The 13,162-nt window shown below is 51.8% G+C and carries 8 protein-coding genes; 5 read left to right on the forward strand and 3 right to left on the reverse strand.

What is annotated here, in order from left to right; all coding sequences use genetic code 11:
* Positions 1-103: 103 nt before the first annotated feature.
* From AC3ISQ_RS11395 to folE2, 3 genes are all read right to left on the reverse strand, one after another.
* The gene (locus tag AC3ISQ_RS11395) at positions 104-5,701 is read right to left on the reverse strand and encodes an Ig-like domain-containing protein (protein ID WP_489346544.1); all 5,598 of its coding nucleotides are present in this window, start codon (positions 5,699-5,701) and stop codon (positions 104-106) included.
* A 495-nt stretch (positions 5,702-6,196) separates the two neighbouring features.
* A complete protein-coding gene (locus AC3ISQ_RS11400; protein ID WP_489353244.1) occupies positions 6,197-6,757 on the reverse strand; it encodes an LbetaH domain-containing protein in 561 nt (186 codons plus the stop codon).
* On the reverse strand, positions 6,747-7,673 hold the full coding sequence (gene folE2 / locus AC3ISQ_RS11405) for a GTP cyclohydrolase FolE2 (RefSeq protein WP_489346546.1): 927 nt from the start codon (positions 7,671-7,673) through the stop codon (positions 6,747-6,749). Before folE2 ends, AC3ISQ_RS11400 begins: the two co-directional genes overlap by 11 nt.
* Before the next feature lie 191 nt (positions 7,674-7,864).
* Here folE2 and sapA point away from each other — a divergent pair, with 191 nt between their 5' ends.
* The 5 genes from sapA to sapF are packed head-to-tail and all read left to right on the forward strand — an operon-like array spanning position 7,865 to position 13,162.
* Positions 7,865-9,517, forward strand: coding sequence for an ABC transporter substrate-binding protein SapA (sapA, locus tag AC3ISQ_RS11410; RefSeq protein ID WP_489346547.1), 1,653 nt, complete (start codon positions 7,865-7,867; stop codon positions 9,515-9,517).
* A complete protein-coding gene (sapB, locus tag AC3ISQ_RS11415) occupies positions 9,514-10,479 on the forward strand; it encodes a putrescine export ABC transporter permease SapB (RefSeq protein WP_489346549.1) in 966 nt (321 codons plus the stop codon). Before sapA ends, sapB begins: the two co-directional genes overlap by 4 nt.
* A complete protein-coding gene (sapC, locus tag AC3ISQ_RS11420) occupies positions 10,466-11,356 on the forward strand; it encodes a putrescine export ABC transporter permease SapC (protein ID WP_489346551.1) in 891 nt (296 codons plus the stop codon). The genes sapB and sapC overlap by 14 nt, the downstream gene beginning before the upstream one ends.
* A complete protein-coding gene (gene sapD / locus AC3ISQ_RS11425) occupies positions 11,356-12,348 on the forward strand; it encodes a putrescine export ABC transporter ATP-binding protein SapD (RefSeq protein WP_489353246.1) in 993 nt (330 codons plus the stop codon). The genes sapC and sapD overlap by 1 nt, the downstream gene beginning before the upstream one ends.
* A gap of 1 nt (position 12,349) precedes the next feature.
* Complete coding sequence (sapF, locus tag AC3ISQ_RS11430; RefSeq protein ID WP_489346553.1) at positions 12,350-13,162, forward strand: putrescine export ABC transporter ATP-binding protein SapF; 813 nt, start codon at positions 12,350-12,352, stop codon at positions 13,160-13,162.

A 13,162-nucleotide genomic window follows, 5' to 3' on the forward strand; every position in this document is an offset into this window, starting at 1 on the left:
CTTTTTTACACTAACCACTGGATCGGTCAACCGATCCTTAAACGATCAGCATTACCCCGAAAGGCTCCTTGGTAAATAACTCTCTTCTTATGACGTATGAATGTTACTTAACGCATACATACGCATTATTCGCCCCAAAATTATCATTACGAATGCCAATAGCCGCGTAATCACTGTTGTAATCAGCATAAGTCGTAGCGTTCCAACTATTGAAGACATAATATCTCGCATCGGAAAACTCCCCTGGGACAGCCATACTTTTGAAGTCCTTACCACTCCCAGCAAAGGCCTCAATGTCAGCTCTGTTACCAGCGCTTCCGCCACCAAACTGCGCGCAATATCCAGCAGCAACGCTTTCATTCCCAGTTGGATGGTCAGACAAGAGTGTCCAATAATATTTTCCGTTAGCTTCAAGCACTGCCCGCACCGTTACGTCAACCTTGGTGCTATCTCCTGCCGTCACCGTCGCTGTACCGTTGGTCGTTGCCACATGGAGAGCCGTCAATGTCGCAGTGGCTTTTCCATCTACATCAGTGTCAGACGCCTGGTTAACTGTCCCCATACTCGTGGACCAGTTCACTCTGTAACCTTCGATAGAGTTGCCGTTTGCATCCGTCACCGTTGCCGTCAGCGTCGCGACTTCTTCGTTGGTACCGGTGATTTTTGCTTTGTTTGATACAACGTTATCGACTTTCGCTGTCGCTACATCCGCAATAAATGTCACGACTTCTGCCGGAGATCCAATACCGTTCACCGTCGCGGTCACCGTCGCTTCACCAACCAGAGTATCGCCCAATGTGATTGTTGCGACACCGTTCTCATCCGTGTTGCTGCTCGCACCGCTCAGGTTGCCCTTGTCGGTGGCCCAACTCACCACGTGGTTAGTCACGAGGTTACCATTGGCATCTTTTACAATCGCGGTATAGGTCGCCTTATCAATATTGTTGGCAACTACCGTGGTCGGTGCCACAGTCAAGTCACCAGTACCAATTTGCGCACTGCTACCATCCGCCGTGAAGGTCACCGCTGCCGCCGAGGCCACATTGCCAATACCGGGTTGTGCAGTCACTACCGCCACACCAACTAACGTAGAGCTCAGCGTAATTTGCGCTTCGCCGCTAGTATTGGTGGTGCTAGTCGGACCGCCCAGATCACCGAAATCAGTACCCCACGTAACGGTCATATTGGGCACTGGGTTACCATGAGCATCTTTTACAGTCGCCGTGTAAGTCACCAATTCGGTACCGTTCGCTGTGGCGATAGGTTTATCCGCTACCAGATCTCCGGCACCAATCTGAGCCGAACTATCATCTGCGTTCAATGTCACCTGTGGAGCATTCACCGCGGCACCCGCATTCACTGTCGCCGTCACCTGCGCCACTCCCGCCTGCGTTCCAGTCAGATCTATTGTTGCCTTACCATTTTCATCAGTGTTACTGGTCGTCGCACTCAGATTACCTCGATCTGTCGCCCAACTGACCGGGTGATTCGCTACCGGGTTACCGTTCGCATCTTTTACGATAGCCGTGAAAATAGCGGCATCGATGTTGTTCGCGATAATGTTATTTCTATCTACCGTGAGATCACCGCTGCCGATCTGCGCACTTAATCCATCCGCAGCAAAGTCTACCAATGGAGCATTGACGGCCGGTTTACCCGCCAGCGTCGCCACGACTTGTACCGAACCCGCTTGCGTAGACGTCAATGTCATGATGGCCTTGCCCTGCGTATCCGTCATGCTTGACGTGCCGCCCAGACTACCTTTGTCCGTCGACCAATCAACCTGATGATTCGGGACTGGGTTACCGTTAGCATCCTTCACAACTGCGGTATAGCTCACTTGTTCGATACCGTTCGCAACCGCATTGGTTTTGTCCGAGACCAGATCACCACTACCGATCTGTGCCGAACTGCTATCAGCATTCAACGTCACTTGCGGAGCATTCACCGCAGCACCACCGTTTACTGTCGCCGTCACTTGCGCGATACCAACCGATATCCCCATCAGGCGAATAGTTGCTTCGCCATTATCGTCTGTAATACTCGTAGTTGAGCTCAGATTACCTTCGTCAGTTGCCCAGCTCACCGTCACATTGGGGACTAAGTTGCCGTTCCCGTCCTTCACAATCGCCGTAAATGTCGCTGCATCGATGTTGTTCGCGACAATGTCAGTTTTATCCACCGCCAAATCACCACTGCCGATCTGCGCACTTGCAGCATCCGGCGTGAAGATCACCTGTGGGGCACTTACCGCTGGCTTGCCCGTTAGAGCCGCGGTGACTTGTGCCAGACCCGCTTGTATTGATGTCAAAGTGATAGTGGCTTTGCCATCTACATCACTAACGCTTGACGTACCGCTCAATGTCCCCAGCGATGTCAGCCAGTTCACCGTTTGCCCCGCCAGTACGTTGCCGTTGGCATCCTTCACCACCGCCGTGTAGGTCACATTTTCTACACCGTTCGCTACTACCGTGTTTTTGTCGACGGACAGATCGTTTTGACCGATGCCACCACTGCTGGCGTCCGCCTCAAAGTTGACCACTGGAGCGTTAACCGCTGCCGCACCGTTCACAGAAGCCTGTACCTGTGCAGTGCCAGTGACAGTACTGGTCAGCGTGATGGTCGCTTTGCCATCAGCACCGGTCATGCTGCTAGTACTGCTTAGATTGCCCTTGTCTGTAGTCCAACTCACCTGATGATTAGACACAGGGTTGCCGTTGGCGTCCTTCACAATTGCGGTATAGGTCACCTGTTCGGCACCATCGGCGACTGCCGTCACTTTGTCCGCCTTCAGGTCACCACTGCCGATCTGTGCCGAGTTGCTGTCTGCATTCAGCGTCACCTGCGGAGCATCCACGGCAGCACTACCGTTCACTGCCGCAGTAACCTGCGCCACTCCCGCTTGCGTTCCGGTCAGATTTATTGTCGCTTCACCGTTTTCATTGGTGTTGCTGGTTTCACTACTCAGGTTGCCACGATCCGTTGCCCAACGGACTGGATAATTGGCTACCGGGTTACCGTTGGCATCTTTTACGATGGCCGTGAATGCCGCAGCATCCGTGTTGTTCGCTACGATGTTGTTTTTATCTACCTTTAAGTCACCGCTGCCGATTTGTGCATTAGATGCATCAGCAGTAAAGCTCACTTGAGGAGCATTCACCATCGGTTTACCATCCAGATTTGCCGTGACTTGTGCCAGACCAGCCAGTGTCGACGTCAACAGAATGGTGGCTTTGCCATCCGCTCCACTGACGCTTGATGTGTCACTCAAAATGCCCAAAGAGCTCTGCCAATTTACCGTCTGACCTGCCAGCAAGTTACCGTTGGCATCCTTTACTATCGCCGTATAAGTTACGCTCTCAGCGCCGTTAGCAATCGCTGTAGTTTTGTCTGCTTTCAGGTCATTTTGACCAATGCCACCGCTGCCAGCATCGGCAGCAAAATTAACTTCAGGAGCATTGATCGCTGCTGCGCTACCTACGGTGCCTTGCACCAACACCGAGCCTGCTACCGTGTTCGTTAATACCATGGTCGCTTTACCATCGGCACCGGTCATGCTGCTACCCGCACTCAGGCTGCCACCGTCCGTCGCCCACTTAACCGTAACACCCGAGACTAGGTTGCCATTGGCATCTTTCACCAACGCACTGTAAGTCACTTTATCCGTGCCATTAGCCAACGCGTTAACACGATCTACCGTCAGATCGTTCTGTGATAATGCTGCCGTTGAAGCATCCGCGATAAACATCGCTTCCACTTTCGCACTACCACCGTTTTCCGTCGTCGCAGTAAGCGTTACCGTCTCAGCCACCCTATCGGTAAATGACAAATTGACGTAACCATCTTTGTCACTGACTGCCGTCATACCACTTTCTGTGGCAACTTGAGCCGAGCCACTTAAGGTAAAGGTCACGGCTACACCAGCCACTGGATTGCCAGTGGCATCGGTAACGCGAGCCTGTGCGCGGTTTACTGCGGTGCCATTGGCAACCACGTTATTCAATACAAGTTTCAGATCACCGTCTTTCACCACGGCCGAAGCAGAGTCGCTGATTTGATTAATATCGATAGATTTTAACGCCTGCGAACCCAACATCGGACTGACCGTAGCCACTGCCGGACGAGTGCCGGAAGTCAGGGTTAGAGTGTAATCTCCGTTGCCCGTTTCACTAACACTGCTTAACGTTGTTGGTTTTGCCGGGGTACTTGTTGCTTTAGAAGCCAGTGTCTTACTTTGGCTTTCTTTTAACGTAGCCGTTAGATCCGCGGCCAAACCAGTCACCGGTTGGCCATCTTCGTCCGCCAACGTCATAGTGATAATCGACGTCGCCGCGCCATTGGCAAGAATAGTTTCTGGTGAAGCTACAATGCTGCTTTTCTCCACGTTAACCGCTGGACGAGTTACGCTAACCATCGTAGAGGCTACTTTTGAACTGTTGTTACGTGTATCAACGGCAATACCGCTGAGCGGGTAACTGTTGGTCGTGCCAGCAACATACTTAGGCAAAATCAGTTGATATTTGCCACCGCCTAAGCTCTGCACCTTCCCGCCAGCGGCGACCAAGGTCGCATCATTCCAATCAATGCGTGACAGACCATATTTGGAGGTCAACTGATAGCTGACTGGCACCGTCATGCCGCTAGCACCGGCGATTTCTTTCGGTAAGCGCAGATCAATCAGTTGCTGTTTACGGTATTCCAAGACGATGTTGTTGTTACGTTCGACCAGATCCATACCACTGCCAGAGAGGGTACGCTTCAGGCCAACGCCGGACGGGTCAAGTTGGGATGAAAGAGATTGCCCCAGTTGATAGGTCAGTTGCAGACCGAATGAGGTTTCGTCCTGACTCCCCCCTTTTTTGTGATCGGCCGTTAGGGAAACCAAGGGTACCGGGGTGTAACTCAGGCCAGCGGTGATGGCATCAGGATTTTTTTGACGACGGTCGCTGCCAAACAGAGCAACTTCATCACCGTAGTATTTTTCATACATCAGCTTGCCGCCGATAGCTGGGTATGCTGGCAACCAAGCTTCAGCTCGCAGGTCAAAACCATTGGCAGGACGTGCATCATAATCTTCCACGTCGACCGAGTTTTTCCAACCTGATAAGCGGTAATAGCCATTGCCAGACAGTTTCAAGTAATCACGCCATGCTTCAACACCGGTACCCAAACGTTTGTGGTCGCGACTAAAGTTTTGGTCATAAAAGGCGTTGTAACCCAACATCCAGTCACCAAGGAAGTGGCGCTGACCAAGGCCGAAGTTACCCGTGAATTGACCATCTTTGTTGCGAAGACCATTTTGGGTAAAGAACAGGCGTTCTTCGCTTTTATAGAGTGGAATTAGCACATCTACCGCGCCAGTGTGCGGCTTAAAGCGGTCATCGGTGCCCAATTCAACACGAGCAGTACCGAAGTTCTGTAACCACGACTGGATCTCGGCGCTAGCAGCACCGGCGGCTTGTTGGCTAACGTAGCCATTGAGATTGCCTGATTGCTGCGCTTGTGCAAGGCCGCTGGCATGTTGTGCAGTACCACTGAGCAGGCGGTCATCTTGAGAATCCTTGATGGCAGCTTGCACAGTAGTGGCCCAGAACGGGGTCAGCGCGATACCGACCTGGACAGCGATTTGTGCAACTACGATACGCCGGATCAAGCCTGATGACTTGCCGGCTTTCTCCTGCATGATGTTTTGTTTTTTCATGACTTTTCCCGAGGTTGTCGTTTACGTCAGAGAACTGAGGTTCCCTGCGGTATGTCTCCATCACTGGGTGAATGAAGTGGTAAACGGCAAAGCAGAATGCGGCTAGATCCCATAAGGAAATTGGCCTCGCACGTCCTTGCCTGAAAACAAGGAAAATTCTCAAGGAAAAGTCTCATGACAAATACGGGATGGGTCTTGGTTACAGCTCTGGGATGGGAATTGTCTTAAATATTGTGGTCACACCGAACCTACAATCTGTGCCGGGACGCACTGGTTTTGCGGCATACCTAGAATCACAGACAAAAAAAAGCCAGCACCCAAGCTGGCTAAAAAAATTACTGGAAGCAATGTGAGCAATGTCGTGCCTTCCACAAAGAGCCACAGGGCGTGGCCTTCCGTGAACTGCCAGATAATGATAATAGTTCCCAATATCATCTGTAAAGCTTTTTATTGAGAATTATTCTCATTTTCATAGTAACGTTGTGCATTTAGCATTCAAAACTCATTGCGTAGATTTTGATAACCCCGCACCAGCTCAATGTTTGTCGCCGCCACCTCTTCTGAAAATTGCAACGCGTCGCGATCTACTTGGCGATAAACCGATAAATCACTACCAGCCACAATGCACTCGGTTGAAGGGATATACAGGTTTTCCGGCAGAGTCACTCCATCGACCACCGCGTTGTAGCGTATTACGCAACCCGAATGAATATGACAGTTAAACAACACACTGTTAAAACCGATAAAGACGCTATCGTCGATGCGGCACGGACCATGCACAATGGCACGATGGGCAATCGAGCTAAAACTGCCTATCGTCACAGCAGCACCGCTTTTAGAGTGGATCACTACACCATCTTGAATATTGGTGTGTGAGCCAATCACGATCGGTTCCATATCGCCGCTGGCATTCACTTCATCTGCACGAATCACCGCGTAAGGGCCGACATAAACAAAATCCTCAATAATCACTCGCCCACAGATAATCGCCGTAGGATCGACATAGGCTTTCACCGAGACCTGCGGTAGGTGGCCGCTAGGGTTCTTACGCAGCATCATCCCCCCTTGACCACTTCAGTTGGGCGACGGCGTTATGCGCATGCAAGCTTTCCTGATGTTCGACCCGCACTTCAAAAGCACGATGTTCACATTGGCTGCACAAGGCTTGATATAAACGACGGGTGGCATCTTCACAAAACATCAGATTTTGACCGTTGGCGAAGGCAAACGCCTGTTCATCTACGCGTTTTACCAAGGTTTGTACCGATGTACGAAGTGCATGTTCGATACGATCGATCAACACCGTCACCGGTAGAACAGTTTCTTTATCGTTCAACGTGACAGTCACCCAGGCCCAACTGCGTTGACTGTGCGGTGTAGCGGGCATTCCTTGCTCTCCTAACCAATCCACCACCTGCTGTTGTGTCATGGTTTCGGGCTGACTTTCGAAATCAAACTGAAATTGCTGCTGTGCCAGTTGCCGGCTCAACGCCGCCGAACTTGGGCAAGTTGATGAATATGGCACGCCGACTTGCAGCGTTATCGTCAACTCTTGCGCCAGCACGGCTTCAATGCATAGTGGATACGCCTTCCAACCACGTTGCGAAGTGATCATTGCCGAGCGGGATAACAACAGTTCACCAAAAATAGAGAGATACGCGCGATCGCTATATTCCGGTTGTGAAGACAGGAAGGCGTGCAACGTGGCAGCGATGCGTTGTGGCGTCAGTTCACCTTGAGTCAGTTCATCCAACGCCAGATACAGTCGCGACATATGTATGCCGCGCGTGCCTTGTTGGTTGGCGAGCAGATTAATTCCGGCATTAACCTTAGCAATGAGTGGTTTTCCCTCCAACTCTAACGGCAATGCAATCCCCTGCATCCCCACCCAATCAAGCCCGATGTGACTCATTTCCCCTTGTCCAGCCTGTATATCTGGCAAGCGCTGACGCAGTGGCATTGTCGTTTCCATAGTTCCCCTCGTGTGAAACGGTTTAACGAGGAAACGATATCACGACAATTAATGTTATAACATAACAATTGATGTTAACTATAAGAATGATGGCCAACTCGCAGAAAAATCGACCTTTTTGCTCAAGGAATTGGGCAGATCGTCAGAGTACGGTACACTAAGGTTATTGCTTAATAACCCATGAAGCCTCTATGCGTGGTTTACCCCTTTGGATATTGTCGTTGAGCTGTTTGGCAGGTTCCGCCATGGCCTCAACTCCACCTGCGCCAAGCGCAGAAAAACCGGTGCCAGACATCCGCCAAAGCGGCTTTGTCTATTGTGTCAGTGGCATACTGAATACCTTCAACCCACAGATGGCGAGCAGCGGGTTGATCGTCGATACCTTGGCGGTGCAGCTCTACGATCGCCTACTGGATGTCGATCCTTATACTTATCGTTTAATTCCTGAATTGGCTCAAAGCTGGGAGGTGTTGGATAACGGCGCGGCCTACCGTTTCCATCTACGCAAAGACGTGCCATTCCAGACGACCGATTGGTTCAAACCTACTCGCAAGATGAATGCCGACGACGTGGTATTTAGTTTTGATCGCATGTTCAACCAAAAACACCCTTACCATGACGTCAATGGCGGTGATTACCCGTACTTTGACAGTTTGCAGTTCGGTGACACGGTACAAAGCGTGAAGAAACTCGACAACTATACCGTCGAAATTCGCCTACAAAGGCCAGATGCTTCATTCCTGTGGCATTTGGCGACCCACTACGCACCGATTTTATCCGCCGAATATGCCGATAATTTGACTAAGGCTGGAAACCAAGAATTGATCGACCGCGAGCCGGTCGGGACAGGTCCGTTTCTGTTGAGCGAATTTCGCTCCGGGCAATACATCCGCTTAGCGCGTAACGACGTTTACTGGAAAGGCAAACCACGGATGCCACAGGTAGTCGTCGATATGGGCGCAGGCGGCACTGGGCGACTCTCCAAACTTCTGACCGGTGAATGTGATGTGCTGGCCTATCCCGCGGCGAGCCAGTTGTCGATCCTGCGTGACGATCCTCGCCTGCGGCTGACTCTGCGTCCTGGTATGAATATCGCCTATTTAGCCTTCAATACCCGTAAGCCACCGCTGAATGACGTTAAAGTTCGTCATGCCGTCGCGTTGGCGATTAACAACCAACGTTTGATGCAGTCGATTTACTACGGTACGGCGGAAACTGCGGCGTCTATCTTGCCGCGAGCCTCTTGGGCTTATGATAACGATGCGCAAGTCACAGAGTATAATCCGAAAAAATCACGCGAAATCCTAAAAGCCGAAGGTATCGACCAGCTGCATTTGACCCTGTGGGTACCCACCGCATCACAATCCTATAACCCAAGCCCATTGAAAACGGCCGAGCTGTTGCAGGCCGATTTAGCGCAGGTTGGTATCACCGTCACCATCGTGCCGGTAGAAGGTCGTTTCCAAGAAGCACAACTGATGGAGATGAGTCACGATCTCACTCTCACTGGTTGGTCAACGGACAGTAACGATCCCGACAGTTTCTTCCGTCCGCTATTGAGCTGCGCGGCAATCCGCTCGCAAACCAACTATGCTCACTGGTGTGATCCCAGCTTTGACGAAACCTTGCAAAATGCTCTGTTATCGCAGCAACTGGCACAACGGATAGAAAGCTATCAGAAGGCGCAGAAAATCCTAGAACAACAATTGCCGGTGCTACCGTTGGCGTCCTCATTGCGCCTGCAAGCCTACCGTTACGATATTAAAGGGCTGGTTTTAAGCCCGTTCGGCAATGCCTCGTTTGCCGGGGTATACCGTGAGCCAGCCGAGGAGCCGAAGAAGTGATTATCTTTACGTTTCGTCGTCTGTTGCTGTTGCTGATCACGTTGTTCTTCCTGACGCTGGTCAGCTTCAGTCTGAGCTACTTCACCCCACGCGCGCCGTTGAACGGTGCCGGGTTGTGGGATGCCTATCAGTTTTACTTCACCAGCCTGTTGCACTGGGACTTCGGCGTTTCCAGCATCAATGGTCAAGCGATCAGCGATCAACTTAGTGAAGTGTTCCCGGCTACCATGGAACTGTGCATTTTGGCGTTTACGATGGCGCTGTTTATCGGTATTCCACTGGGGATCATCGCCGGTGTACTGCGGGGGAAATGGCAAGATACCGCCATCAGCACCTTCGCACTGATTGGTTTTTCCATGCCGGTATTCTGGTTGGCGTTATTGTTGATGCTGTTCTTCTCGTTGCATCTGGGTTGGTTGCCGGTATCAGGCCGTTTCGATCTTTTATATCAAGTGAAATCGGTAACGGGTTTTGCCTTAATTGATGCTTGGCTATCTGATTCACCACACCGCGCCGAGATGATCGAAAGCGCGTTACATCATATGGTGTTGCCCATCGCCGCGCTGGCCGTCGCACCAATCACCGAAGTGGTACGTCTAATGCGCATCAGCACCGATGACGTACTCGGTCAGAACTACATTAAAGCAGCGGCGACCCGCGGTTTGTCACGTTTTACTATTATTCGCCGCCATGTGTTGCATAACGCTCTGCCGCCGATTATCCCTAAGTTAGGGCTCCAGTTTTCCACCATGCTAACGCTGGCGATGATCACCGAAGTGGTGTTCAGTTGGCCAGGGCTCGGGCGTTGGTTGATCAACGCTATCCGTCAACAAGATTACGCGGCGATCTCTGCCGGCGTGATGGTGATCGGCACCTTGGTGATCACGATTAACGTGTTGGCCGATATTTTGGGTGCAGCAACCAACCCACTGAAACATAAGGAATGGTATGCCCTTAGATAACGTATACCGCGAAAAGAAAATGCCTAGCCCGCTGTTGTATACCTGGCGGATTTTTTATGGCGATGCGCTGGCGATGATCGGTTTTTACGGTGTGATCGCTTTATTGTTGTTGTGCCTGTTTGGCAGCCTGCTAGCACCTTACGCGCTCGATCAGCAATTTATGGGCTACCAACTGTTACCACCGTCATGGTCGCGCTACGGTAACGTGTCGTTCTTCCTCGGTACTGACGACTTGGGGCGCGACATCCTTAGCCGCTTGCTGACCGGCACCGCCGCTACCTTTGGCTCCGCGCTGTTAGTCACTTTAGCCGCCGCGTTCTTTGGCGTGATCCTCGGCGTGTTCGCTGGCGTCACCCGCGGCCTGCGTTCTGCCGTGTTGAACCATATTCTCGACACCCTGCTCTCCATTCCTTCATTACTGTTAGCCATTATCGTGGTGGCCTTTATCGGCCCGAAGTTAGAACACGCGATGCTGGCCGTTTGGTTAGCGCTATTGCCACGCATGGTGCGTACCGTTTATAGCGCGGTACACGACGAGCTGGAAAAAGAATATGTGGTGGCGGTACGTCTGGATGGCGCATCCACCCTGCAAATTTTGTGGTACGCGGTAATGCCAAATATCGCAGCGGTGCTAGTGACAGAATTCACCCGCGCACTGTCGATGGCGATCCTCGATATTGCCGCCCTCGGCTTCCTCGATCTGGGCGCGCAATTGCCGTCACCGGAATGGGGAGCCATGCTCGGTGACTCGCTGGAATTGGTGTATGTCGCCCCGTGGACGGTGATGTTGCCCGGCGCTGCGATTTTGTTCAGCGTGATGATGGTTAACCTGTTAGGTGACGGCATTCGCCGCGCCATCAATGCCGGGGTGGAATGATGCCGTTACTTGATATTCGCAATCTGACCATTGAGTTTATGACTGCCGAAGGGCCGGTCAAAGCGGTCGACCGTGTCAGTATGACGCTGACCGAAGGTGAAGTGCGTGGGCTGGTCGGTGAATCCGGTTCCGGTAAGAGTCTGATCGCCAAAGCCATTTGTGGTGTGACTAAAGACAATTGGCGCGTTACCGCCGATCGCTTCCGCTTTAACGATATCGATTTATTGCAATTGACGCCACGTGAGCGACGTAAGCTGGTCGGCCATAACGTATCGATGATTTTCCAGGAGCCGCAATCCTGTCTCGACCCTTCCGAAAACATTGGCCGTCAATTGGCTCAGGCCATTCCGGGTTGGACCTACAAAGGCCGTTGGTGGCAACGTTTTAACTGGCGAAAACGCCGTGCCATCGAGCTGTTACACCGCGTTGGAATTAAAGATCACGTCGATATCATGGGCAGTTTTCCGTATGAGTTAACCGACGGTGAATGCCAGAAAGTGATGATTGCCATCGCACTCGCTAATCAGCCACGTTTGTTGATCGCCGATGAGCCGACTAACGCTATGGAGCCGACAACACAAGCGCAGATTTTCCGTCTGCTTTCGCGGCTAAACCAGAACAACAACACCACTATCTTGTTGATCAGCCACGATTTGCAGATGATGAGCAAATGGGCCGATCGGGTGAACGTGCTGTATTGTGGCCAGACGGTGGAAAGCGCGCAGTGTGAAGACCTGCTGACGACGCCGCACCACCCTTATACCCAAGCGTTGATCCGCTCAATGCCTGATTTTGGCCGGTCGTTACCACACAAGAGCCGTCTCAATACCTTGCCGGGCGCGATCCCTTCATTGGAACACTTGCCGATCGGCTGCCGGTTGGGACCACGTTGCCCGTATGCCCAACGCGAATGTATCGAAACCCCACGCCTGCGTCCGGTGAAAAACCACCTGTTCGCCTGCCACTTCCCGTTGAATATGGAGGAGCAATAACATGGAAACGTTGTTGGAAGTGCGCAACCTCACCAAAACTTATCGCTATCGCACTGGCCTGTTCCGTCGTCAACATGTGGAAGCGGTTAAATCGGTGAGCTTCACCCTGCGTGAAGGCCAAACGCTGGCCGTGATTGGCGAAAACGGTTCAGGCAAATCGACGCTGGCGAAAATGCTGTCCGGTATGGTTGAACCTTCTTCGGGTGAATTACTGATCGACGATCATCCACTGGAGTTTGGTGATTATCGCTACCGTAGCCAGCGTATTCGTATGATTTTCCAAGATCCCAGTACCTCGCTGAATCCGCGCCAACGTATCGGTCAACTCCTCGACGCGCCACTGCGTTTGAACACTGATTTGGAAGCACCAGAACGCGAAATGCGTATTTACCAGACGCTACGTCAGGTTGGGATGCTACCGGATCACGCCAATTACTATCCACATATGCTGGCCTCTGGGCAGAAACAGCGCGTGGCGCTGGCTCGCGCCTTGATTCTGCAACCGAAAGTGATTGTCGCCGATGAAGCCCTAGCTTCGCTAGATATGTCGATGCGTTCGCAAATCATCAACTTGATGCTTGAATTGCAAGAAAAACATGGCATTGCTTATATCTACGTCACCCAACATTTGGGCATGATGAAGCATATTAGCGATCAAGTGATGGTGATGCATGAAGGTGAAATCGTTGAGCGCGGCAGTACCGCCGAGGTGTTGGCCTCCCCGCTGCACGAATTGACCAAACGTTTGATTACCAGTCACTTTGGTGAAGCACTCACCGCCGATGCCTGGCGGCGTGATGGGGGCAAATTCTAA

The organism is Serratia sp. KH_031, from assembly GCF_057839655.1.